The sequence below is a fragment of the Variovorax ginsengisoli genome (assembly GCF_030486595.1).
Classification (GTDB): domain Bacteria; phylum Pseudomonadota; class Gammaproteobacteria; order Burkholderiales; family Burkholderiaceae_C; genus Variovorax; species Variovorax ginsengisoli_B.
In genome coordinates this window covers 1-22704 of sequence record NZ_JAUJZH010000032.1, presented here as the reverse complement: position 1 = coordinate 22704, position 22704 = coordinate 1, and the positions used below count along the sequence as shown (strand labels likewise).

Here is a 22704-nt window from a genome sequence, read left to right as displayed (position 1 = left end):
GTCGGGCGCTGGCTCAGGCCACGCTCGCCGAGTGGTAGCGCAGGGGGTGGCGGATCTCGTCGGCCATGGCCGGGGGGTAGATCAGCTCGCGCAGGAAATCGGCATCGTGGCGCAGCGCATGGGCGGCGTCGCGGTGGCCGAAGAACTCGAAGTAGTGCGGCATCTGCTGCACCAGCATCTCGAAGCCGGCCTGGGCATGGAGGCCGCGCTCGCGGGCGGCGCGCACCAGCGGCGTCGGCTGGTTGCGCAGCAGGATGTCGAACAGCGCCGCATGCGGTTCCATGCGGGCGACGTCGACCGGCAGCGGGTCGTCGGGCTTGAGCCCGAGCGCCGTCGCATTGACCACCAGGTCGTAGCCGGCCGGGTCGCTGCTGTCGACCGCCACCGTGGTGGCATCGAAGAAGGCGTCGAGCTGGGCCGCGACGCCGGCCGCCTTGCCGGCCACGATGTCGTGGAAGGCGATGTGCTCGGCGCCGTTGACCGTGCCGCCCTCGGCCAGCGCGACGCCGATCGCCGCCGCGCTGACGCCGGCGCCGAGGATCAGCACGCGCTTGCCGCGGAACGGGATGTTGTAGTGGTCGAGCGCGCCGAGCAGGCCCTCGCCGTCGAACAGGTCGCCCTCGAGTTCGCCGTTGGCGATGCGCCGCACCACGTTGACCGAGCCGGCCACGCGGCCGAACAGGCCGCAGCCGTCGAGCAGGTCCACCAGCAGCGGCTTGTGCGGTGGCGCGATCGCCATGCCGCGCACGTTCTTGGCCAGGAAGGCGGCCTTGACGAACACCGCCAGGTCGCGCTTGGCCACCTGGACCGGCACCATCACGGCATCGATGCCGCAGCGCTCGAAGACCGCGTTGAACATCCGCGGCAGGCGGACGTTCGTGACCGGGTCACCGGGGAGCAGGTAGACGGAGGTGCTGCCGACGATGGAGGGGAACATGGATGGTGTCTCGCTTCAAATTGTTCGAATATCGCGCGATTTCGAAGAAGCGGCGCTAATGTAGGCCGCCGCCGCCCCGGCGCGAGCGTTCGTCCGTCACGCAGAAATCGATCATCGAACGCAAATGTTCGATAATCGCACGCATTCAGGGTTTCCCCGCGAACGATGACCACCGACGACGCCACCCCGCCCGAGCTCGACAAACGCGACTGGATCGCCGGCCTGGAACGCGGCGTGGCCGTCATCGAGGCCTTTGACGACGCGCACCCGCGCATGACGGCGAGCGAGGCCGGCCAGCGCACCGGCATGACGCGGACCGCGGCCCGGCGCTACCTGCTGACCTTGCAGCACATGGGCTACGTGGCCGGCGACGGCAAGCTGTTCTGGCTGACGCCGCGGGTGCTGCGGCTGGGCCAGTCCTACCTCGAATCGGCGCGGCTGCCGCGCATCGTCCAGCCCTTCCTGCAGCGCGTGGCGGCAGGCACGCACGAGATCGCCTACCTGAGCGTGATGGACGGCGACGAGGTGGTCTACATCGCGCGCAACGGGCCGAACCGCAGCATGAGCACCGGCTACGTGCTGGGCGCGCGGGTCCCGGCCCAGGTCACGGCCTCGGGCATGCTGATGATCGCCCTGCGCAGCGACGCGGAGCGCAGCCACTGGCTCGACACCCATGAGCTCGCGGTCTTCACGCCGCACACCATCGCCAGCAAGGAGCGCATGAAGCTTGAGCTGGCGCGCATCCGGGCCCAGGGCTGGGCGCTGTCGGAGCAGCAGCTGGACCTTAACTCGCGCGGCATCGCGGTGCCGCTGCGCGACCGCCACGGCGACCTCGTGGGGGCGCTCAACATCACGATGCCGATGGGCCACGAAGGCAGCGAAGACGCCGTGGCGCGGGTGCTGCCGGTGCTGCGCGAGACGGCGCAGGCGATGCGCGGGCTGCTCTGAGCCTTGTCGTCAATGCCCCGCCCCGCCCCACGCGGTGGCGATGGCCGCCGCCCCCGACAGCATCAGGCCGGCCGACCAGAGCGTGTCCAGGTCGAGCCAGGCGCTGCGCAGCGCCTTCAGGCCCAGGTAGCGGTAGACCAGCCAGGCGACGCAGAGCCCCGAACCGATCATCGCGGCCGAGTGGACCAGCGACACCGCGACCGCCGTGGCGGCGCTCGCGCGCATCAGGGCCAGGATGGACGGCGGATCGAGCGCCGGGTCCGCCGGGACGCCGCACAGCCCCACCAGGATCGGCAGCAGCATCAGCCCGGCGCCGTGCGCACTGGCCATCAGGAAGGACCACAGGGTCAGCTGTGTCGGCCGAAGGCGCCGGCTCCACCGGTGGCGGCCCGGCCGGACCAGGCGCCAGGCGCCGAAGACCAGCACCAGCAGGCCGACGCCGATGCGGATCTCGCGGCCCCAAGGCAGCAGGTTCGCCAGCAGCGCGAAGGGCAGCAGCACCAGCGCCATCGCCAGCAGGTGGCCCGCCCCCAGCGGCAGCCAGGTGGCGAAGACGGCCGCGCCGCGCTGGCGCTCGAGGCCATTGGCCACGGCCAGGGGCCAGCCCATCGCGGGATTCAGTCCATGGTAGAGGCCGATCGCCACCACGCCGGCCCAGAGCGAGGCTGCAGCGAGGGGGCTCACGGCGACTCGGAGGCCTCGATTCAGGCCGACGAATAGCAGAAGGAATCGGTCGAGCAGTCGCCCCCCTGCAGCCGGATCTGGTGGGCACCGTAGTCGTTGCCGAAATCGACCAGGAAGCCCGGGTCCAGCGTGAGTCCTCCGTCGGCACCGACGTGGCACAAAGCCTGCCGGCCCGGCACGCCGTCGGGATAGAACTGGGCGTCCCAGCGGCTGTAGAGCGAGTTGGTGAAATAGACGCGCTTGCCGTCGCGGCTGATCTCGGTCATCTGCGGTCCGCCGCCGAAAACCGTTCCGTTCGGGTGCGGCGTGCGCCGCGCGATGCCGCCGACGTGCACGCTGCCGGCCAGGCGCGGGTTCATCGGGTCGGACACCTCGTACTGGCGCAGCTCGCCGGTGCCCCAGCAGGCCACGTAGAGGAAGCGGTCGTCCAGCGACAGGTCGATGTCGCTGACCAGCGGCGGCACGGCGCCGAAGCCCTTCAGCAGCGGCGGCAGCAGCGCCGCATCGGCCGGCTCGGGCGGGATCACCGCCGTCTTCTTCGCCTGGAACTTGCCGCCCTCGCGCCACCAGGTCCAGATCGAGGCCTCGAGGTTGGTGGTGTCGACCACCACCCCGACGAAGCCGTATTCGCGCGTCGGCTCGTGCGCCGGCCGCACTTCCAGCGCCATCTGGTGGTTGGCGCCCAGGTCGATGCTCTGGACATGGCGGCGCCCGCGCAGGTCCCAGAAGTGGAGCTGGTGCCCGTAGCGGTTGGCCAGCAGGTCTTCGGCCACGATCCCGCCCTCGAACTGCGGCGGCAGGCCCCACTCGCTCGACACCATGTAGTCGCGCGGCAGGTTCCACCAGAAGTCGTAGTGCAGCTTCTGCGGCCCGCGCTCGATCTCCCACTTGCCGAGGACCTCGAAGCTCTCGCAGTCCATCAGGAACACGCCCGGTGGCCCCTCGCACCCGTCGGCGCCGGCGCCGCCGAGGGTGCTGATGTACAGCCCCTCGGGGCCGCAATGCACCGTGTGGGGCCGCGAGTAGCCGGTCTTGCGCAGCACCTCCTCCGGCTCGATCACGCGGGCGATGGTCGGCCGCACGGGATCGGGCTGCGTGTCGACCACGTAGATGCGCGACGACCGGATGCCCGGGATGACCAGGTAGCGCCGCTTCAGGAACGCATGGCCGGACATCGGCGACAGCACCGAGCTGCAGGCGTTCCAGCCGAAGTGATGGAATTCGTCGCCCCGGTTCGGCATGTCCAGCCGGTGCAGCACGCGGCCATAGGTGGCTGAAGCGGGGTCGACATCCACCACCGCCAGCGCATCCGGCCGGGAGGCATCGGGCGACAGCAGCGCGGTGTAGGCGATGCGCTCGGCTTCGGCCTCCATCGCCAGCCGCGGCGAGGCGTGGAAAGTGGGATCGGTTCGCAGCGATTCGAGCATGGCGAGCTCCTGCAGGCGATGGCGCGCCAGTATGCGCCTGTCGCCGGCTCTCAAAAACCCCCTGGGCCGGTCCGGGACTTTCCGTGCGCGGCCGATCTCAGGCCGCGGCCCTGGCCAGCTTGGCATCGGCCAGCGTCTGGGCCCGCATGCGCTCGTAGTCGGGCTTCGGGACCGGCACCGCATCGGCGTTGCCGAGGTCGTTCAAGTGGACCCGGTAGGTTTCGCGGGCGCTCAGCACCGCCAGCGCCGAGATGATGGTGATGCCGAAGGTCAGCGCGCCGATGGTCAGCGGGATGTTGGCCGCGCCGGGCGGCGCGACGGCGACGAACAGCGCCGGCAGCAGGGCCGTGATGGTGGTGCCGATGTTCTGCGAGATGGCCATCGCCGAGCAGCGGGTGCGGGTCGGGAACAGCTCCGGGTAGAAGCTCGGGAACACGGCGTTGTAGCCCTGGTACACGATGCCCCACATCAGCAGCGACATGACGATCGCCAGCGGCACGTTGTGGATGCTGATCGCGTAGAGGTAGCCGAAGGACAGCAGGCCGGCGCCGAGCGCACCGATCACGATCGGCGGCTTGCGTCCGACCTTGTCGGACAAGTTGCCGACGATCGGGATCACGATCACGGCCAGGATGTTGCCGAGCACCGGGATCCACAGGTAGATGTCCTTCTGGAAGCCGATGCCGTAGGCCGGCTGCACCGCGTAGGCGGCACCGAACACCGTGGCCACCACCGGGATGACGTTCATCAGGGCCGCGCAGACCACGCGGAGCATGTCGCGCCAGCTGTTGGTGAAGGCCTCGATGATCGGCGCCTTGGGTGCCGCATGCGCCTTGTCGACCTCGGCGAAGGCCGGCGTCTCGTCGACTTCGCGGCGGATGATGTAGCCGGCCACGATCACGATGAAGCTCAGCAGGAACGGAATGCGCCAGCCCCACGACAGGAAGGCCTCCTCGGGCATGAAGTGCGCGAGCGGAAGGAACACGGCGGCCGCCAGGATCTGCCCGGCCTGGACGCCCTGCAGGCTGAAGCTGGCGAAGAAGCCGCGGCGCCCGAACGGCGCATGCTCGAGGATCATCGAGCTGGCGCCGGCGATCTCGCCGGCCACCGCGAAGCCCTGGATCAGGCGCAGCACCACCAGCAGCGCCGGTGCCAGCAGGCCGACCTGGGCGTAGGTCGGCAGCAGCCCGACGGCGATGGTCGAGAAGCCCATCAGGAACATGCAGACCAGCAGCACGTGCTTGCGCCCGCGCGTGTCGCCCCAGTGGCCGAGCACGAAGGCGCCGATCGGCCGCGCCACGTAACCCACGCCGTAGGTCGCGAGCGAGGCGATGATCGCGATCCTCGGATTGCCCGAGGGAAAGAAGATCTGCGGGAAGATCAGCGACGCCGCGGTGGCGTAGATGAAGAAGTCGTAGTACTCGAGCGCCGAGCCGATCCAGCCGCTGGCGGCGGCCTTCCTCGACTGGTGCTTGCCTTGCGGCTCGTGGTCGTTGGGGTTGCTCATTTGTCTCTCCTTGGGGGTTCGGGGGTCGGCTGGCGCTTCGCGGGCCGAGGCGGCGACTTTGGACCGCCTCAGGGTTCTCCACAACGCCGAAGCCGCATGTCGCGAGCGATGATCGACCGCACCCGTGCACCACGCGCACGAAAACCGGGTTTCCCCCAGCCATGCTCCCACCTGCCGAGCCACCGCCCATCGACCGCAAGCTCCTCATCGAAGGCCTCGGCAAGGGACTTCGCGTGATCGAGGCCTTTTCGGAGGACCGGCCCCGCCTGACGGCCACCGAGGCCGGCGAGCGCGCCCTGCTGACCCGCACCGCGGCCCGCCGCTACCTGCTCAGCCTGGTGCACTACGGCTATGCGGCGACCGACGGCAAGTACTACTGGCTGCTGCCGCGCGTGCTGCGGCTCGGCCAGGCCTTCATGGAGGTGGCGCGGGTGCCGCGCATCGCCCAGCCCTTCATCCAGCGGGCGTCGATGCAGTGCGGCGAATCGCTCAACGTCGCCACCCTGGACGGGCACGAGGTGGTCTACCTGTCGCGCAGCAATTCGCCGCGCGTGGTGTCGATCGGCTTCCACCCGGGGGCCCGGGTGCCGGCCCACGTGGTGGCGCCGGGGCTGGCGCTGCTCTCGACCCTGGACGATGCCGGCCTCGATGCCTGGCTCGCCGCCCACGACTTCGCCAGCTTCACCGGCTTCACGGTGGTCGACCCGGCCCGTTTCCGCGAGAACGTGGGGGTGGCGCGCCGGCTCGGCTACGCGCATGCCGACCAGTACCTCGACTTCGGGCTCAGCGGCCTCGCGCTGCCCCTCAAGGACCGCAAGGGCCACTGCCAGTACGCGCTCAGCGTCACGGTGCAGCGGCAGGTCTACCCCGACACGCAGCTGGTCGACAAGCTGCTGCCGGTGCTGCGCGAAGTGGCCGAGGCGCTGCGGCCGATCATCTGAGAAGCTGTTTGCAAGCGCGTATCGGCGCCCGGTGCTGGCGGACTGGTTCGAACCGGCGCCAGCCTGTAATCTCCTGATCCTCACTTTCAAGGATCCCCATGTTCGTGGTCTGCGGCGAAGCCCTGATGGATGTCTACACGGGCGAAGCCACCCCCACCGGCCTGGCGCTGGATGCCCGCATCGGCGGCTCGCCGCTCAACGTGGCCCAGGGCCTGGCCCGGCTCGGGCGGCCGGTGGCCTTCCTGGCCGGGCTGTCGACCGACGCCTTCGGCGAGCGGCTGCTGGCCTCGCTCGCGGCCGAAGGGGTCGACACCTCGCTGATCGTGCGCAGCGATGCGCCCAGCACGCTCAGCGTGGTCAGCGTCGACGCCCGCGGCGTGCCGCGCTATGCCTTCCACGGCACCGGCGCGGCCGACCGGCAGCTCAGCCACGACACGCTTCCCGCGCTGCCGCCGACCGTGCGCGTGCTGCAGTTCGGCTCCTACGCGCTGGCGGTCGAGCCGGTCGGCAGCGCGTTGCTGGCACTCGCCGCCCGCGAGCGCGGGCAGCGGCTGGTCGCCTACGACCCGAACGTGCGTCTCAATGTCGAACCCGACGTGGCGCGATGGCGCGCGCTGGTCGACCGGATGGTCTCGATCGCGCACCTGGTCAAGGTCAGCGACGAGGACCTGGGCCTGCTCTATCCGGCCGAGACGCCCGAGCAGGTCGCGGCGCGCTGGCTGGCGCAGGGCGCGGTGCTGGTCGCGGTGACCCGCGGCGGCCAGGGCGCCAGCGCCTGGACCCGAAGCGCGCGAGCCGACGTGCCGACACCGCAGGTGAAGGTGATCGACACCGTGGGCGCCGGCGACACCTTCCAGGCCGGCCTGCTGACCTGGCTCGACGAACACGGCGCGCTGACGCCCGGGGCGCTCGCGGCGCTCGATGGCCAGGCGCTGGGCGCCCTGCTCGGCTTCGCGGCCAAGGCCGCGGCCATCACCTGCTCGCGCCGGGGCGCCGACATGCCGAGACGGGCCGAGCTGGACTGAGAACCTGCGGCTTCAGCGCGGGTCGAAGCCCGCGATGAAATCCTCGATCCGCACGATCGGGATCGCCGTGCCAGCGGCCAGCACCAGCAGATCACGGTCACCGGTCACCAGGGTCGCATCACCGACCGCGGCCAGGTGCAGAAACGGCAGGTCGAAGGCGTCGCGGCAATCTGGAACCTCGGGCGGCGGGTCGGGCACCAGCACGATCTCGGCGAACGGCAGGTAGTCGCCCAGCAGCTCCTCGCGCTCCGCCGCCGAGAGTCGGAATTTGGGACAGGCCAGCACGCGAAGCAGCTCGGCGGCGGTGGCCTTGCTGAGCAACGGCACGCAGGCCCCCTGCTGCCAGAGCCCGCGCAACCTTGCCGTCGCCGGGCCGCCGAACAGCAAGGCCGAAACGACCACGTTGGTGTCGAACACCACCCGGACGGCGGCCACGCGGCTCAGGCCCCGGGCTTGCGTCGGGGGACGGGAGTCCGGTAGGCGGGCGTGGGCTCGACGGCCACGGGCACCGGCTGCTCGCTGCGCGCCCAGGCCACGGCATCGACCACGTCCGAAGCGCCCAGGCCCAGCGCCGCCAGCTTGGCTCGCACGGCATCGCCGCGCTGGATGCGCACCGGTGTCAGAACGATCTGGCCGTCGCGCAGCGCCACGTCGAAGTACTCCGGGACATCGCCGAGCTGGTCCGTCACGCTGCGCGGCAGGGTGAGCTGGTTCTTGGAGGTCATCTTGGCGAGCATTGGAAATCCCTCCGGTAAGGAATCCTTACTTTAGCCCCGATCCGCCCCCACAGTCAAACCGCGCCGCCGACCCGCTGCGCCCGCCACGCGCATCCGCTCGCGACGGCCGCCACCGCCGTCGCCACGCTGAACATGGCGACATAGCCGAAGCGCTGCGCGATGGCGCCGCCCACCAGGACACCGAGCACGCCGCCGAAGCCATAGCCGATCACCGTGAACAGCGCCTGCCCGCGGCCGCGCAGCCGGCCCGGAAAGTGGCGCGACACCATCGCGATGCAGGTGGTGTGGTGGGCCGCGAAGGACAGCGCGTGCAACGCCTGCGCCACCACCAGGGCCCAGACCCATTTCCCGCACCCGGCCGTGATGCCCATGCGCAGCACCGCCGCGAAACCGCACAGCAGCAGCCAGCGCGGCATCGACAGCAGCCCGAGCAGCCGCCCCTGCAGGAAGAACCAGACGATCTCGGCCACCACCGAAAGCGCCCAGAGCAGGCCGATCGTGCCCTTGCCGTAGCCGAGCGAATCGAGGTAGAGCGACAGGAAACCGTAGACCGCGAAATGGGCCATCACGTGGAAGAACAGCGAGACGAAAAACCAGCGCACCGCCGGATTGCGCAGCACCGGACCGACCGGCTCGCGGGCCTGCGCGTGCTGCGACACCGGCTCGCGCACGTCAGGCAGCCGCAGCGTCGCAATCAGCACGATCGCCAGCGTGCCGCCGGCCCAGGCCGGGAAGTGCCGCATGCCGAAGCGCTCGAACCATTCGCCGGCGAAGAACACGGTGACCAGGAAGCCCGCCGAACCCCAGAGCCGGATGCGGCCATAGCGGCCCCAGTCGCCGGCCACCAGGTGCGCCATCGCGGCTTCGGTGAGCGACATCATCGAACTGGTGTGCGTGAACATCACGAGCAGCACCAGCATCAGCCACCACGGGCCGCCGTTCCACCACAGGCCGAACGAGGACACCAGCGCCACCGCGGCGCTGAAGCGCAGCAGCTTCACGCGCTCGCCGGTGTGGTCGCTCAGCGCGCCCCATGCATACGGCGCGAAGACCCGGGTCACCGACTGCACCGAGGTCAGCAGGCTGATCACGAAGATCGGCAGCCCGAGGTCCTTGAGCCACAGCGGCAGGTACGGATTGAAGAAGCCGATGTGGGCGAAATAGCTCGCCGACAGGGCCGCGAAGGCCAGCAGGTGGCCGCGCCCCCCGGCGGCGGGCGGCGCGGACGCCACTAGAGGAACGAAGCCTGGGGCGAGGGATGCTCCGGCAGGTCCGGCGCATGCACGTCGCCGCACTGGGCGCGGTTGCGCAGCGCATGCTCCATCACGACCAGCGCCAGCATCGCCTCCGCGATCGGCGTCGCCCGGATGCCGACGCAGGGGTCGTGCCGGCCCTTGGTCACGACCTCGACCGGCTGATTGTTGACATCGATGGACTGGCGCGGACTGATGATCGAACTGGTCGGCTTGATCGCGATGCTCACCTCGAGGTCCTGGCCCGTGCTGATGCCGCCGAGCACGCCGCCGGCGTTGTTGGTCACGAAGCCCTGCGGCGTGATCGAGTCGCCGTGGGTGGTGCCGCGCTGCGTGACGCTGGCGAAGCCGGCGCCGATCTCGACGCCCTTGACCGCGTTGATGCCCATCATCGCCCAGGCGATGTCGGCATCCAGCTTGTCGAACAGCGGCTCCCCGAGGCCCATCGGGACGTTCGACGCCGTGACCCGGATGCGGGCGCCGCAGGAGTCGCCGGCCTTGCGCAGCGCGTCCATGTAGGCCTCCAGCTGCGAGACGTCGACCATGGGCGCGAAGAAGGGGTTGTTCGGCACGTGGTCCCAGGCCTCGAACGGGATCACGATGTCGCCGATCTGCGCCATGCAGCCGCGGAAGCGGGTGCCGTACTTCTCGAACAGCCACTTCTTGGCGACCGCGCCGGCCGCCACCATCGGTGCCGTCAGGCGGGCCGACGAGCGGCCGCCGCCGCGCGGGTCGCGGATGCCGTATTTCTTCCAGTAGCTGAAGTCGGCGTGGCCGGGGCGAAACTGCTGCGCGATCTGGCCGTAGTCCTTGCTGCGCTGGTCGGTGTTCTGGATCAGCAGCGCGATCGGCGTGCCGGTGGTCTTGCCTTCGTACACGCCGCTCAGGATCTGCACCGCGTCGGGTTCGTTGCGCTGCGTCACGTGGCGGCTGGTGCCGGGGCGGCGCCGGTCGAGGTCGCCCTGGATGTCGGCTTCGGTGAGCGCCATGCCGGGCGGGCAGCCGTCGATGACGCAGCCGATCGCCGGGCCGTGGGATTCACCGAAGTTGGTGACCGCGAATAAGGTGCCGAAGGTATTGCCGCTCATGGCGGGATTATCCCAACAAAGGCCCGATGTTCCGGCCGGGCCGAACCACGGCTTCAGCGCTTGCGGCTGGGTCCGGGCGACCGGCCCAGAATTTCTCGTAGTGGGACAACCACACGGCGGCCTCCTGCATCGGGGCCGGCGACAGCGCGCAGCGCACGATGCGGCCTTCTTTCGTGCGCGACACCAGGCCGGCCTCCTCGAGCACGCGCAAGTGCTTCATGAAGCCGGTCAGCGACATGCCATGCGGCTGGGCCAGTTCGCTGACCGTGAGGCCGCCGCCGCGCCCCAGCCGTTCGAGCACGTCGCGCCGGGTGGCGTCCGACAGGGCGGAAAAGACGGCATCGAGGGTGCCGGCATCAGAGTGAACCATATGGTTTAGTTTCGAAGCCGGGCGCCCGCTTGTCAAGCCACGCGGCAGGAATGGTTTATGCGTGCTGCGGCGCAGCATCCCCCACCCCCTCCGAAGGAGCTCGCCCATGCTGGACCGTACCGACACGAAGTTCTCCCATGTCAAACCCGGCGACACCGACTACGTTTCAGGCGGATTGCGCGATTTCTTCCTGTATCGCGACCTCGGGGTGGCGGACGCCACCAACGGCCGTGTGATCGCGCACCTCGTCAAGGCCAACATGGCACCGGAAACGGGCACCGGCTGGCACCGGCACGAAGCGGATTTCCAGATCGTCTACATGCTCAAGGGCTGGGCCCGCTTCATGTACGAGGACAAGGAGACGCTGGTCGCCGCCGGCGACGTGGTCCACCAGCGCCCGGGCATTCGCCACTACCTGTTCGACTATTCGCCCGACATGGAATACCTCGAGATCGTTTCGCCGGCCGACTTCAAGAGCATCGACGTCGAGCCCGCCTGCGAGGTCCCGGCGCCGACGCCCTGGAAATAGCCTTTCAGTCTTTCTTGAAGCTTCAGCAATTCGGCCTGAAAATCGGCCGATGCCCAAAGACGCCCTGCCCGCCCTCAGCCGAGAATTCATCGCCCACTTCGGGGAAATGGGCAGCAAATGGGGCATCAACCGCACGGTCGGCCAGATCTATGCGCTGATCTTCATCTCGGAGCGGGCGCTGAATGCCGACGAGATCGCCGAGTCGCTCGAGTTCTCGCGCTCCAACGTGAGCATGGGCCTGAAGGAGCTGCAGGCCTGGCGGCTGGTGCGGCTGCGCCACCATGCGGGCGACCGGCGCGAGTATTTCGAGGCGCCTTCCGATGTCTGGGAGATCTTCCGCGTGCTGGCCGAGGAGCGCCGCCGGCGCGAGATCGAGCCGACCCTCTCGATGCTGCGCATGGCGCTGCTCGAAGAGCCCAAGACCGACGCCGAGCGCCATGCCCAGCAGCGCATGCGCGACATGCACGACCTGATCGACCGGCTCATGAAGTGGTTCGACGACGTGCAGCGGCTCGCCCCGGAAACAGCGATGCAGCTCATGGGCATGGGCGCGACGGTGACCAAGGTGCTGGGGCTCAAGGACCGACTGACAGGCGGGTCCAAGGCCCTGAAGCCACCCAAGGAATAGCGGCCGGCTACGGCTTGTCGAGCTTGTCGTGCCTTACGGCCTCGTCGTCCATCAGCTCGTACCACATCGCATTCAGCACCGCGAAGGTCGCGGCGAGCGGCAGTCCCAGGATCCAGGCGAAGTACCACATGGTCGGATTCTCTTTCTGTGACTAGTACGCGTGGCCGCGGTCTTCGCTGATCGCGGCGGCGTCGACCTTGCCGCGCAGCACGGCGTACACCCAGCTGGTGTAGGCGACGATGATCGGGATGAAGATGGCGGTGACCACCAGCATGATGAACAGCGTCAGGTGGCTGGACGACGAGTCGAACACCGTCAGGCTGGCGCGCGGATCGATGGTCGAGGGCAGGATGAACGGGAACATCGAGACGCCGACGCTCAGGATGATGCCGGCGATCGACAGCGCGCTGGCCACGAAGGTCATCAGCTCGGCCCGCATGCGCAGGCCCAGCAGCGCCACCAAAGCGCCGGCCAGGCCCAGGCCCGGCACGACGTAGAGCCACGGATGCGCCTCGTAGTTGGCGAACCAGGCGCTCGAATGCACCTCGACGGTCTTGAGCAAGGGGTTGGACGGCCCGTCGGCCGGCAGCGCGCTGGTCACGCGAAAGCCGTCGACGAACTTCCACAACGCGAAGCCGGCGAGCGCATACAGCACGATCGTCGCGGCCGCCGCCACGCTGCCGTAGGCCCGCGCGCGCTGGGCCACCGGGCCCTGCGTCTTCAGTTGCAGCCAGGCGGCGCCGTGCATCGCGAGCATCGCCACCGACACCAGGCCGCACAGCAGCGCGAACGGATTGAGCAGGCCGAAGAAGGTGCCGTCGTAGAAGATGTGCATGTCGGGGTTGAAGCGGAACGGCACGCCGCGCAGCACGTTGCCCATCGCGACGCCGAAGATCAGCGCCGGCACGAAGCCGCCGATGAACAGCGCCCAGTCCCAGCGCGCGCGCCAGGCCGGCTCGTCGCGCTTGCCGCGGAACTTGAAGGCCACCGGCCGCAGGATCAAGGCCACCAGGATCGCGAACATCGCGATGTAGAAGCCCGAGAACGACACCGCGTAGAGCTGCGGCCAGGCCGCGAAGATCGCGCCGCCGCCGAGGATCAGCCAGACCTGGTTGCCCTCCCAGACCGGGCCGACGCTGTTGATGATCACGCGGCGCTCGAGGTCGTTGCGGCCCGCGAACGGCAGCAGCATGCCGGCGCCGAGATCGAAGCCGTCCATGACCGCGAAGCCGACCAGCAGGACGCCGAGCAGCAGCCACCAGACGAGGCGCAGCACTTCGTAGGAAATGAGGGTGTGAAGAATCATGGTCAAGCTCCCAGCGAGGTGCGCGGACGGCCCGCGATGTCGGGACCGGCGCCGGTGCGCCAGGCATCGGCCGGTGTCGGCGGATGTTCGGTCGGCCCGTTGCGGATCGCCTTCAGCATCAGCTTCATCTCGATCACGAACAGGATCGTGTAGATCGTCACGAAACCGACGATGGTGCCGAGCACCGTCGCGGCGCCGAGGTTCGAGACCGCGACCGCGGTCGGCAGCACGCCTTCGATCACCCACGGCTGGCGGCCGACCTCGGCCACGATCCAGCCCATCTCGGCGGCCACCCAGGGCAGCGGAATCGAGAACACGGCGACCTTGAGCAGCCAGGGATGGGCATCCAGCCGGCGCCGGGTCGACAGCACGAAGAAGGTGGCGGTCAGCACGATGAAGAACATGCCCAGGCCGACCATGATCCGAAACGACCAGTAGAGCGAGAACACCGGCGGCACCAGGTCCCACGAGGCCTTGGTGATCTGCTCGGCCGTGGCCTGGCGCGGATCGTCGACATAGCGCTTGAGCAGCAGCGCGTAGCCCATGAAGTTGCCGTGGGCCTCGAAGTCGGCGCGCGCCTGCGGCGGCACCTCGGCATCGCTCCTGGCCTGGCGGATCGTCTGCAGCGCGTCGTAGGCCTTGATGCCGTCGCGGATGTGGTCCTCGGCGCGCGCGACCAGGTCCTCGATGCCCGGCACCTCCTTGGTCAGCGAGCGGGTGCCGATCAGGCCCAGCAGCATCGGGATGTGGACCGCGAAGTGGGTCTCGCGGGTGCGCTGGTCCGGGAAGCCGAAGGCGGTGAAGGCGGCCGGTGCGGGCTCGGTCTTCCACATCGCCTCGATCGAGGCGACCTTCATCTTCTGGTGCTCGGTCGACAGGTAGCCGCTCTCGTCGCCGAGCACCACCACCGACAGCGAGGCCGCCAGCCCGAAGGAGGCGGCCACGGTCATCGAGCGCTTGGCGAGTTCGAGATGGCGGCCCTTCAGCACGTACCAGGCCGAGACGCCGAGCACGAAGATCGCCGCCACCGTGTAGCCCGCCGACACCGTGTGCACGAATTTGGCCTGCGCCACCGGGTTGGTCAGCACCGCGGCGAAGTCGGTCACCTCCATGCGCATGGTCTGCGGATTGAAGGCCGCGCCCACCGGGTTCTGCATCCAGCCGTTGGCGATCAGGATCCAGAGCGCTGACAGGTTGGAGCCGATCGCGACCAGCCAGGTGACGATCAGGTGCGCCACCTTCGACAGCTTGTCCCAGCCGAAGAAGAACAGGCCGACGAAGCTGGCCTCGAGGAAGAAGGCCATCAGCCCCTCGATCGCCAGGGGCGCACCGAAGACGTCGCCCACGTAGTGGCTGTAGTAGCTCCAGTTCATGCCGAACTGGAACTCCATGACGATGCCGGTGGCCACGCCCATCGCGAAGTTGATGCCGAACAGCACACCCCAGAACTTCGTCATGTCGCGCCAGATGGTCCGCCCGGTCATGACGTAGACGGTCTCCATGATCGCGAGGACCACGGCCAGGCCGATGGTCAGCGGCACGAACAGGAAGTGGTACAGCGCCGTCAAGGCGAACTGCAATCGGGAGAGGGCAACGATGTCGAGGTCCATGGGGTTCCTTTCGTATTCTTCGTTCTCAGTCCGGGCGCAGCGCCTTCAGTGCCGCGTCGAAGGCTGCGGTGCCGCGCCGCAGGTCGGCGGTGATCCGGCCGTCCTGAATCGAGATCAACCGGTGGGCCAGCGCCGCTTCGCGCCGCAAATGGGTCGCGACCAGCAGCGTGTGGCCTGCCGCCTGGGCATCGAGGCGTTGCAACACATCGTGGGCGGTCGCAGTGTCCAGTGCTTCGGTGGGTTCGTCCAGCAGCCAGAGCGGCACGTCGCGCAGCATCAACCGCGCCAGCGCGAGCCGTCGCGACTGGCCGCCCGAGAGTCCGAGGCCGCCCTCGCCCAGCGGCGTGTCGAGTCCGGCGGCCGTCGCGCGCACTTCCTGCGACAGGCCGGCGGCCTGCAACGCGGCCCACAGCCGGGCGTCGCCGGCACCGGGATCGGCCAGCCGGAGGTTGTCGCGCAGGCTGTCCTGGAACAGCTCCGTTCGCTGCGTCAGCAGGCAGTGCGGCGCGCAGCGCACCTCGCCGGAGGCCGCCGCGAATTCGCCAGCGACCAGGGCCAGCAAGGTGGACTTGCCGGCGCCGCTGGGCCCGACCAGTGCGACCCGCTCGCCGGTGGCCAAGGTCAGGGAGATGTCACGCAGCGCCGGCACCCGGCTGCCGGGGTGGGCCGCCACGACCCGCGCGAGGCAGAGCGCAAGGCCGGCGTCGGAGGGTGCGGCCGGCCACGCTGTCGCGGCCACCTCGGCAGGCAGGTCCGGCGCGAGGCGGCGCGCCAGGCGCCTCGCCGCCAGCCAGGCGCGGCCGGCCTCGAGCGCGCCGCGGCGCAAGGCGGCGAAGGGTTCGAGCGCGGTGAGCGCCACCAGCAGCGCCAGTGCCGCCGCGGGTGCGCCGATCGCGCCATCGCCCACCAGCGCGGCAGCCGCCAGCAGCACCGCCACCAAGGTCAGCGTGCCGGCCATGCCGTAGGCCATGCCGGCGCGCACCTCGAGCCGGTTGAGCGCATGGTCCGCATTCGCCAGATGGCGGTCGGCCGCGGCCAGCGCCTCGCACTGCGCCTCGCTCCTGCCGGCCATGACCAGCTCGGTCTGGCCCGACACCAGGTCGGCGGCCCGGGCCCGCAGCGCTTCCATGGCATGCGCGCGCCGCAGCGACGCCGGCCGGCCCCGCACCGCCACCGCCAGCGCGATGCCCCAGCCCGCCATGACCAGCCACAGGGCCAGCGCAACGCCGATCCAGGCGTTCATGAAGCCCAGCACGACGCCGGCGAACAGCGCCGCACCGAGCGCCGCGATGGCCGGCACCAGCAGCCGCAGGTAGAAGGATTCGAGGGCGTCGATGTCGGCCGTCAGGCGGAACAGCAGGCGTGCCGGCCGGGCCAGCAGCCGGCGTGCCGCATCGGGGCGGGCCCATCCGCGGAACAGCCGCTCGCGCAGTGCGGCCAGCACGCCGAAGGTGGCGTCGTGCGTGACCAGCCGCTCGGCGTAGCGCGAACCGGTGCGGCCCAGCGCCAGCAGGCGGATGCCGGCCGAGGGCATGAAGACATCGAAGCGCAGGGCCGTCGCGGCCTGCAGCCCGGCCAGCGCGGTGGCGCTGATGAACCAGCCGGAGAGGCCCAGCAGGCCCATGCCCATCAGCACCGTCAGCAGCGCCAGCGCGGCGCCGAGAGCCAGGCGGCGCGGCTGCGCCTGCCAGAAGGCCGCGAGCACCGGCCGCACGTCGCGCCAGTGCTTCATGCGGCCTCCTTTGCCGGCAGGTGGTCGAGCCGGATCACGCGGCCCATGCGGGCGGCCAGTACCGGGTCGTGGGTGGCGGCGATCAGCGTCTTGCCGCGCGCCAGCTGCATCAGGGCATCGACCACGCGTTCCGCGGTCTCGCTGTCGAGGTGCGCGGTCGGCTCGTCGACCAGCAGCAGATCGGCCCCGGGCTGCGCCGCCACGCGCGCCAGCGCCAGCCGCACCGCCTCGCCGCCCGACAGGCCGCCGCCGCCCTCCCCCAGCGCGACGCCGGGGCGGGCCTGGGCGACGCCGTCGAGCGCGACGAAGCGCATCGCGGCCTCCACCTGCGCCGTCTGCACGCCGGCCCGTCCGAGCGCCACGTTGGCCTGCACCGAGCCGGCGAAGACATGCGGCTTCTGGCCCATCCACGCCATGCGCGCGCGCAGCCCGGCCGCCGTCTCGTCGGACAGCGGCACGCCGCCGATCTGGATCTCGCCGCGCTGCGCCGGGAGCAGGCCGGCGATCAGGCTCAGCAGCGCCGTCTTGCCCGAGCCGCTGGGCCCCATCAGGGCAACGTGCTCGCCGGCCGCCACGCGCAGGTCGTAGTGGTCGAAGAAAGCCGCCTCCCCGGCATGCGAGAAACACAGGCCCTGCACCCGGACCGCGGGCGCGCCGGGCATGCCGACCTGCGGACACGGCCGTTCGCCTGTCGAAGCGGCGCCGGGCAGCGCGACGCCACCCTCGCGGAGGCGAGCCAGCGATGCCAGCGCGGCTTCGCCGGCCGCGCGGTCATGCCAGACCGCCGACAACTCCCGCAGCGGCTCGAAGAAGGCCGGCGCCAGCAGCAGGATGAACAGCCCCTCGCCCAGGCTCAGCGTGCGGCCCCAGGTGCCGAAGCCGAGGGTGCCCAGCAGATGGAAGCCGATGTACGCCGCCACCATCGCGACACCGAGCGCCGAGAACAGCTCCAGCACCGCCGACGACAGGAAGGCGATGCGCAGCACCGCCATCGTTCGGGTCCGCAGCGATTGGGCCGACTCGCCCAGGCGCCGTGCGGTGGCGTCGACCGCATCGAGCGCACGCAAGGTGGCGAGTCCGCGCAGGCGATCGAGCAGGAAGCCGTTCATGCCGCCCAGCTCGACCATCTGCGCCTCGCTCGCGGCCCGTGCGCGCCAGCCGACGATGGCCATGAAGATCGGGATCAGCGGCGCCGCCACTAGCAGCACGGCAGCCGCCACCCAGGACAGGCAGGCCACCACCGCGACGATGACCAGCGGCACCACCGTCGCCCGCCAGCGCGCCGGCCCGTAGCGCACCAGGTAGGGCACGACCGCCTCGGCCTGCTCGGCGATCACGCTGGCGGCGAGGCCCGCGGCCGGGCGCGCGCTGTCCATCGGCGAACGCGCGGCCAGCGCGGCCGCGACCCGGGCCCGCAGCGCGGACAACTGCAGCCGCGCCTGCGCATACACCCGCCGGGCGCCCCAGGCCTCCGCTGCCGCCCGCAACAGTCCGAGCAGCAGGATCCCGGCCGCCGGCCAGAACACCGCGGTCGGGCCCTCGCCCGCCCCGAGCCGCTGCACCGCCCAGGCCAGCAGCGCCGCCTGCGGCACCCAGAGCAGCGCGGCGGCGCCCTGGACCAGGCTGGCGAACGAAGGGGTGGCGGTGTTCAAGTACTAAATTTCTGTAATTTCAGTATTTACTGAAAACTCACGAATCATACGGGATGCACGCCCTCGCTGCAGGGCCGCGGTTCGTTAAGCTAACAGAAGCCCGTGACGCGCGGGGCACTCTCGGTGCCCGCGCCGGCGCACGCGGGCAGCGCTCAGGCCGAGACCAGCAGGCCGCAGGCCAGCAGGGCCGCGAACAGGCCGAGCACCGCGCGCCAGGTGGCGGGCCGCGACTCGACCCAGCGATAGAGCAGCGTCGCGGCTGCGATCGACAGCGCGAAGGTCGCCAGCAGGCCCATCAGGTCGATCCACGGTGTGTCCGGCAACAGATGGCTCATCGCCGCGCTGACCAGCAGCAGCACCGGGAAGTGGATCAGGAACAGCGAATACGAAATGCGGCCGAGCCGCACCAGCGGCGCGCCGATGCGAGGCCACGCGGCGGGGGCCAGTCCGTCGCGATGCTGCACCACGGCCACGGCCAATGCGGTGACCAGCGCGATCGCGATGCGGCTGCGCCAGTCGAGCGCCAGCGCCGCGGCGCCGACCAGCGCGAGCAGCAGCACCGCGTAGCGCCAGGTGCTGTCGCGGGTCGCGCGGCCGATCCAGAACACCAGCATGCCCAACCCGTACGAGCCGAAGAAATAGATCGCCGTGACATCGAGTTCCTGCCGGCGGTTGAACACCGCCAGCGAAGCCACCGCCAGCGCCAGCACGAGGCCGGCCACCAGCCAGCGCGAGCGCTCGCGGCCCAGCGCCCAGCGCCGCTGCAGCAGCTCCGACAGGCCGATCGCCGCCAGCGCCAGCACGAACAGCTGGAAGTCGATGGCCACGTACCAGACCCCGGTCGAAAGAGCGTCGAATCCGAGCAGGTCCTGCAGCAGCAGGCCATGCGCCAGCAGCTGGGCCAGGCCGGGCGCGGCCGGCACCGCGTCGCCGTCGAGCCAGGGCCGCACCAGCGCGGCGACCAGCACGCTGAAGCTGAGCGCCGCCAGGTAAGGCATGACCAGGCGCCCGTAGCGCTGGCCGACACGCGCCAGCGGGCGGTCGACCCGCAGCACACCATCGGGCGCCAGGCTGCCGGCCGCCAGGAAGCCGGCCAGCACCAGGAAGACCTGCACCGCCAGCCGGCCGTCCTGGGCCAGCCAGTCGAACAGCGCCGGCGCGAGCACCGAAGCGCCTTCCTGCAGCGGCCCGTAGCGCGCCAGGTGATGGCCGACGATCAGCGCGCATGCCACGCCCTTGACCGCGTCCAGCAGCGGCATGCGACCCATGGCCGCCCCTCGCAGTGTCACGGTCCTAGAGCGCGAGACGTCGGCGGGCGTCGAAGTATTCGCGCTTGAGCTTTTCGACGAAGGCCGCTGCGCTCGCGACTTCGGTCACCGCGCCGATGCCCTGGCCCGAGCCCCAGATGTCCTTCCAGGCCTTGGCCTTGCTGCCCTCGCCGCCGCCGAAGTTCATGGTCTTGAGGTCGCCTTCGGGCAGGTTGGCCGGGTCCATGCCGGCGGCCACGATGCTCGGCGCGAGGTAGTTGCCATGCACGCCGGTGAACAGGTTCGAGTAGACGATGTCGTCGGAGCTGCCGTCGACGATCGCCTGCTTGTACTCGTCGCTCGCGCGGGCTTCCTCGGTGGCGATGAAGGCGGTGCCGATGTAGGCGAAGTCGGCGCCCATGGCCTGCGCCGCGAGCACGGCGTCGCCGGTGGCGATCGAGCCCGACAGCGCGACCGGGCCGTCGAACCACTGGCGGATTTCCTGGATCAGGGCAAACGGGCTCTTCACGCCCGCATGGCCGCCGGCGCCGGCCGCCACCGCGATCAGGCCGTCGGCGCCCTTCTCGATCGCCTTCTTCGCGAAGGTGTTGTTGATGATGTCGTGCAGGGTCACGCCGCCGTAGCTGTGGACCGCATCGTTGACGTCGGTGCGCGCACCGAGCGAGGTGATGACGATCGGCACCTTGTACTTCACGACCATCGCCATGTCGTGCTCGAGGCGGTCATTGCTCTTGTGCACGATCTGGTTGATGGCGAAGGGCGCCGCCGGCTTGTCGGGATTGGCCTTGTTGTAGGCGGCCAGTTCCTCGGTGATCTCGATCAGCCATTCCTCGAGCTGCGCGGCCGGGCGCGCATTGAGCGCCGGCATCGAGCCGACCACCCCGGCCTTGCACTGGGCGATCACCAGCTTGGGGTTGCTGATGATGAACAGCGGCGAGCCGATGATGGGCAGCGGAAGGTTGGCGAGCACGGGCGGCAGCTTGGACATGGAGTCTCCGGAATTCGATGAATGAGATCTGTTGGTCTTAGAAGGATTCGAGTGCGAGGGCGGTGACGCTGTCGGCCCCCTCCACGATGCTGTCGCGCAGGCCCGGCGCCTTGTTCAGGATGTGCTCGGCATAGAAGCGCGCGGTGGCGATCTTGGCCTTCATGAAGGCGACGTCGGTGCCGGCCTTGGCGAGGTCTTCGGCCACCAGCAGCGAGCGCGCCAGCTGCCAGCCGGCCACCACGTTGCCCGCCAGCATCAGGTAGGGAACGCTGCCCGCGAACACCGCGTTCGGCGACGCCTTGGTCTGGCCGGCGACGAAGCCGGCCACGTCCACGAAGGCTTCGCGCGCGGCCTTGAGCTTCTTGGCCACCGCTCGCGCATCGGCGCTGTCGCGCTGGGCGAGTTCGGCTTCGGTCTTCTCGATCTGGGCGGCGATGGCCTTGGCCGTCTGGCCGCCGTCGCGCGCGGTCTTGCGGCCCACCAGGTCGTTGGCCTGGATCGCGGTCGTGCCTTCGTAGATGGTCAGGATCTTGGCGTCGCGCAGGTACTGCGCCGCGCCGGTCTCCTCGATGAAGCCCATGCCGCCATGCACCTGCACGCCCAGCGAGGCCACCTCCAGGCTCATCTCGGTGCTGTAGCCCTTGACCAGCGGCACCATGAATTCGTAGAAGGCCTGGTTCTGCTTGCGCGTCTCGGCGTCGGGGTGGTGATGGGTCGCGTCGTAGGCGGCCGCGGCCACGGCGGCCATCGCGCGGCAGCCTTCGGTGTAGGCCCGCATCGTCATCAGCATGCGCTTCACGTCGGGGTGGTGGATGATCGGCGCGCTGGCGTTGATGGAGCCGTCGACCGGACGGCTCTGCACGCGGTCCTTGGCATAGGCCACGGCGTGCTGGTAAGCGCGCTCGGCGATCGCGATGCCCTGCATGCCCACCGCGTAGCGGGCCGAGTTCATCATGATGAACATGTACTCGAGGCCGCGGTTCTCCTGGCCCACGAGGTAGCCGATCGCGCCGCCATGGTCGCCATACTGGAGGACGGCCGTCGGCGAGGCCTTGATGCCCAGCTTGTGCTCGATGCTGACGCAATGGACGTCGTTGCGCGCGCCCAGTGAGCCGTCCTTGTTCACCATGAACTTGGGCACCACGAACAGGCTGATGCCCTTCACGCCTTCGGGCGCGCCCGTGACGCGGGCCAGCACCAGATGGACGATGTTCTCGGCCATGTCGTGCTCACCGTAGGTGATGAAGATCTTGGTGCCGAACACCTTGTAGGTGCCGTCGGCCTGCGGCTCGGCGCGGCTGCGCACCATCGCGAGGTCGCTGCCGGCCTGGGGCTCGGTCAGGTTCATGGTGCCGGTCCACTGGCCGCTGACCAGCTTCTCGAGGTAGGTGGCCTTGAGTTCGTCGGAGCCGGCCGTCAGCAAGGCTTCCGTGGCACCGTCCGTCAGCAATGGGCACAGCGCAAAGCTCATGTTGGCCGAGTTGAGCATCTCGACGCAGGCCGCGCCGATGGCCTTGGGCAGGCCCTGGCCGCCGAAGTCCGCCGGATGCTGCAGCCCTTGCCAGCCGCCCGCCACGTACTGGGCGAAGGCTTCCTTGAAGCCCGGCGTGGTCGTGACCTGGCCGTCCTTGAACGACGAAGGATTGCGGTCGCCGTCCACGTTCAGCGGCGCGATCACGTCCTGGTTGAAGCGGGCGCATTCCTCGAGCACCGCCTGGGCGGTTTCGAGGCCGGCGTCTTCGAGGCCCGGCATCTGCGCCACCTGCGCGATGTTCGCGAGGTGCTCGATGTCGAACAGCATGTCCTTGAGGGGGGCGATATAGCTCATGTGCGTCTCCTGCGGCTTCTGGTGCCGGATACCAACCGATGTGAAAAAGGGCACCGCGAACGATGCCCTTTGGCTCACATGTCTCTAAGTGTCAGAGGGCCTTGACCAGTTCCGGCACGGCCGTGAACAGGTCGGCCACCAGGCCGTAGTCGGCCACCGAGAAGATCGGCGCCTCTTCGTCCTTGTTGATCGCCACGATCACCTTGGAGTCCTTCATGCCCGCCAGATGCTGGATCGCGCCCGAGA

Annotated in this window: 22 protein-coding genes and 1 pseudogene; 5 read left to right on the top strand and 18 right to left on the bottom strand. The window is 69.8% G+C overall.

Going from position 1 to position 22704, the window contains the following annotated elements; all coding sequences use genetic code 11:
- Positions 1-13: 13 nt before the first annotated feature.
- A complete protein-coding gene (locus QZH52_RS31525) occupies positions 14-937 on the bottom strand; it encodes a shikimate dehydrogenase family protein (RefSeq protein ID WP_286532490.1) in 924 nt (307 codons plus the stop codon).
- A 165-nt stretch (positions 938-1102) separates the two neighbouring features.
- Here QZH52_RS31525 and QZH52_RS31520 point away from each other — a divergent pair, with 165 nt between their 5' ends.
- The gene (locus QZH52_RS31520; protein ID WP_286532488.1) at positions 1103-1885 is read left to right on the top strand and encodes an IclR family transcriptional regulator domain-containing protein; all 783 of its coding nucleotides are present in this window, start codon (positions 1103-1105) and stop codon (positions 1883-1885) included.
- Positions 1886-1894: 9 nt separating this feature from the next.
- Here QZH52_RS31520 and QZH52_RS31515 read toward each other — a convergent pair whose 3' ends face one another.
- The 3 genes from QZH52_RS31515 to QZH52_RS31505 form a co-directional block, all read right to left on the bottom strand.
- The gene (locus tag QZH52_RS31515) at positions 1895-2569 is read right to left on the bottom strand and encodes a hypothetical protein (RefSeq protein ID WP_301815019.1); all 675 of its coding nucleotides are present in this window, start codon (positions 2567-2569) and stop codon (positions 1895-1897) included.
- A 20-nt stretch (positions 2570-2589) separates the two neighbouring features.
- Positions 2590-3996 (bottom strand): selenium-binding protein SBP56-related protein, encoded by a 1407-nt coding sequence (locus tag QZH52_RS31510; protein WP_301815018.1) that lies wholly within the window; start codon positions 3994-3996, stop codon positions 2590-2592.
- Positions 3997-4093: 97 nt separating this feature from the next.
- Positions 4094-5503: an MFS transporter gene (locus QZH52_RS31505; RefSeq protein ID WP_301815017.1), complete on the bottom strand. Its 1410-nt coding sequence runs from the start codon at positions 5501-5503 to the stop codon at positions 4094-4096.
- A 161-nt stretch (positions 5504-5664) separates the two neighbouring features.
- Between QZH52_RS31505 and QZH52_RS31500 the strand changes: the two genes are divergently transcribed.
- Both QZH52_RS31500 and QZH52_RS31495 read left to right on the top strand, forming a co-directional pair.
- Positions 5665-6444, top strand: coding sequence for an IclR family transcriptional regulator domain-containing protein (locus QZH52_RS31500; RefSeq protein WP_286532481.1), 780 nt, complete (start codon positions 5665-5667; stop codon positions 6442-6444).
- Positions 6445-6542: 98 nt separating this feature from the next.
- Positions 6543-7469: a carbohydrate kinase family protein gene (locus QZH52_RS31495; RefSeq protein WP_301815015.1), complete on the top strand. Its 927-nt coding sequence runs from the start codon at positions 6543-6545 to the stop codon at positions 7467-7469.
- 12 nt (positions 7470-7481) lie between these two features.
- Here the strand turns inward: QZH52_RS31495 and QZH52_RS31490 are convergent, their stop codons facing one another.
- The 5 genes from QZH52_RS31490 to QZH52_RS31470 are packed head-to-tail and all read right to left on the bottom strand — an operon-like array spanning position 7482 to position 10917.
- Positions 7482-7904, bottom strand: coding sequence for a putative toxin-antitoxin system toxin component, PIN family (locus QZH52_RS31490; protein ID WP_301815014.1), 423 nt, complete (start codon positions 7902-7904; stop codon positions 7482-7484).
- A gap of 5 nt (positions 7905-7909) precedes the next feature.
- Positions 7910-8206, bottom strand: coding sequence for an AbrB/MazE/SpoVT family DNA-binding domain-containing protein (locus tag QZH52_RS31485; RefSeq protein WP_301815012.1), 297 nt, complete (start codon positions 8204-8206; stop codon positions 7910-7912).
- A 53-nt stretch (positions 8207-8259) separates the two neighbouring features.
- On the bottom strand, positions 8260-9438 hold the full coding sequence (locus QZH52_RS31480; RefSeq protein WP_301815011.1) for an MFS transporter: 1179 nt from the start codon (positions 9436-9438) through the stop codon (positions 8260-8262).
- On the bottom strand, positions 9438-10547 hold the full coding sequence (aroC, locus tag QZH52_RS31475; protein WP_301815010.1) for a chorismate synthase: 1110 nt from the start codon (positions 10545-10547) through the stop codon (positions 9438-9440). The genes QZH52_RS31480 and aroC overlap by 1 nt, the downstream gene beginning before the upstream one ends.
- A gap of 7 nt (positions 10548-10554) precedes the next feature.
- Positions 10555-10917: an ArsR/SmtB family transcription factor gene (locus tag QZH52_RS31470; RefSeq protein WP_366919341.1), complete on the bottom strand. Its 363-nt coding sequence runs from the start codon at positions 10915-10917 to the stop codon at positions 10555-10557.
- Between the two features lie 106 nt (positions 10918-11023).
- Here QZH52_RS31470 and QZH52_RS31465 point away from each other — a divergent pair, with 106 nt between their 5' ends.
- Positions 11024-11446, top strand: coding sequence for a cupin domain-containing protein (locus tag QZH52_RS31465; RefSeq protein WP_301815009.1), 423 nt, complete (start codon positions 11024-11026; stop codon positions 11444-11446).
- Positions 11447-11495: 49 nt separating this feature from the next.
- Entirely contained in the window at positions 11496-12074 is a 579-nt protein-coding gene (locus QZH52_RS31460; protein WP_301815008.1) for a GbsR/MarR family transcriptional regulator, read from the top strand.
- A 7-nt stretch (positions 12075-12081) separates the two neighbouring features.
- Here the strand turns inward: QZH52_RS31460 and cydX are convergent, their stop codons facing one another.
- From cydX to QZH52_RS31415, 9 genes and pseudogenes are all read right to left on the bottom strand, one after another.
- A complete protein-coding gene (gene cydX, locus QZH52_RS31455; protein WP_286524681.1) occupies positions 12082-12204 on the bottom strand; it encodes a cytochrome bd-I oxidase subunit CydX in 123 nt (40 codons plus the stop codon).
- Between the two features lie 21 nt (positions 12205-12225).
- Entirely contained in the window at positions 12226-13380 is a 1155-nt protein-coding gene (cydB, locus tag QZH52_RS31450; RefSeq protein WP_301815007.1) for a cytochrome d ubiquinol oxidase subunit II, read from the bottom strand.
- Between the two features lie 2 nt (positions 13381-13382).
- A complete protein-coding gene (locus tag QZH52_RS31445) occupies positions 13383-14990 on the bottom strand; it encodes a cytochrome ubiquinol oxidase subunit I (protein WP_301815006.1) in 1608 nt (535 codons plus the stop codon).
- A 25-nt stretch (positions 14991-15015) separates the two neighbouring features.
- Positions 15016-16722 (bottom strand): amino acid ABC transporter ATP-binding/permease protein, encoded by a 1707-nt coding sequence (locus tag QZH52_RS31440; protein WP_301815005.1) that lies wholly within the window; start codon positions 16720-16722, stop codon positions 15016-15018.
- A complete protein-coding gene (gene cydD, locus QZH52_RS31435) occupies positions 16719-18374 on the bottom strand; it encodes a thiol reductant ABC exporter subunit CydD (RefSeq protein WP_301815004.1) in 1656 nt (551 codons plus the stop codon). Before cydD ends, QZH52_RS31440 begins: the two co-directional genes overlap by 4 nt.
- A gap of 152 nt (positions 18375-18526) precedes the next feature.
- Entirely contained in the window at positions 18527-19633 is a 1107-nt protein-coding gene (locus tag QZH52_RS31430) for an acyltransferase family protein (protein ID WP_436411655.1), read from the bottom strand.
- A 34-nt stretch (positions 19634-19667) separates the two neighbouring features.
- Positions 19668-20630: an NAD(P)H-dependent flavin oxidoreductase gene (locus QZH52_RS31425; protein ID WP_286532450.1), complete on the bottom strand. Its 963-nt coding sequence runs from the start codon at positions 20628-20630 to the stop codon at positions 19668-19670.
- A gap of 37 nt (positions 20631-20667) precedes the next feature.
- Positions 20668-22458 (bottom strand): acyl-CoA dehydrogenase, encoded by a 1791-nt coding sequence (locus tag QZH52_RS31420; protein WP_301815002.1) that lies wholly within the window; start codon positions 22456-22458, stop codon positions 20668-20670.
- A gap of 91 nt (positions 22459-22549) precedes the next feature.
- A pseudogene (locus QZH52_RS31415) lies at positions 22550-22704 on the bottom strand (electron transfer flavoprotein subunit alpha/FixB family protein); the annotation flags it as partial.

Coding starts and splice junctions, on each gene's coding strand:
- QZH52_RS31525 (WP_286532490.1), bottom strand. CDS start 937: ATGTTCCCCTCCATCGTCGGCAGCACCTCCGTCTACCTGCTCCCCGGT.
- QZH52_RS31520 (WP_286532488.1), top strand. CDS start 1,103: ATGACCACCGACGACGCCACCCCGCCCGAGCTCGACAAACGCGACTGG.
- QZH52_RS31510 (WP_301815018.1), bottom strand. CDS start 3,996: ATGCTCGAATCGCTGCGAACCGATCCCACTTTCCACGCCTCGCCGCGG.
- QZH52_RS31505 (WP_301815017.1), bottom strand. CDS start 5,503: ATGAGCAACCCCAACGACCACGAGCCGCAAGGCAAGCACCAGTCGAGG.
- QZH52_RS31500 (WP_286532481.1), top strand. CDS start 5,665: ATGCTCCCACCTGCCGAGCCACCGCCCATCGACCGCAAGCTCCTCATC.
- QZH52_RS31495 (WP_301815015.1), top strand. CDS start 6,543: ATGTTCGTGGTCTGCGGCGAAGCCCTGATGGATGTCTACACGGGCGAA.
- QZH52_RS31485 (WP_301815012.1), bottom strand. CDS start 8,206: ATGCTCGCCAAGATGACCTCCAAGAACCAGCTCACCCTGCCGCGCAGC.
- aroC (WP_301815010.1), bottom strand. CDS start 10,547: ATGAGCGGCAATACCTTCGGCACCTTATTCGCGGTCACCAACTTCGGT.
- QZH52_RS31470 (WP_366919341.1), bottom strand. CDS start 10,917: ATGGTTCACTCTGATGCCGGCACCCTCGATGCCGTCTTTTCCGCCCTG.
- QZH52_RS31465 (WP_301815009.1), top strand. CDS start 11,024: ATGCTGGACCGTACCGACACGAAGTTCTCCCATGTCAAACCCGGCGAC.
- QZH52_RS31460 (WP_301815008.1), top strand. CDS start 11,496: ATGCCCAAAGACGCCCTGCCCGCCCTCAGCCGAGAATTCATCGCCCAC.
- cydX (WP_286524681.1), bottom strand. CDS start 12,204: ATGTGGTACTTCGCCTGGATCCTGGGACTGCCGCTCGCCGCGACCTTC.
- cydB (WP_301815007.1), bottom strand. CDS start 13,380: ATGATTCTTCACACCCTCATTTCCTACGAAGTGCTGCGCCTCGTCTGG.
- QZH52_RS31445 (WP_301815006.1), bottom strand. CDS start 14,990: ATGGACCTCGACATCGTTGCCCTCTCCCGATTGCAGTTCGCCTTGACG.
- QZH52_RS31440 (WP_301815005.1), bottom strand. CDS start 16,722: ATGAAGCACTGGCGCGACGTGCGGCCGGTGCTCGCGGCCTTCTGGCAG.
- QZH52_RS31430 (WP_436411655.1), bottom strand. CDS start 19,633: ATGCCGCTGCTGGACGCGGTCAAGGGCGTGGCATGCGCGCTGATCGTC.
- QZH52_RS31425 (WP_286532450.1), bottom strand. CDS start 20,630: ATGTCCAAGCTGCCGCCCGTGCTCGCCAACCTTCCGCTGCCCATCATC.
- QZH52_RS31420 (WP_301815002.1), bottom strand. CDS start 22,458: ATGAGCTATATCGCCCCCCTCAAGGACATGCTGTTCGACATCGAGCAC.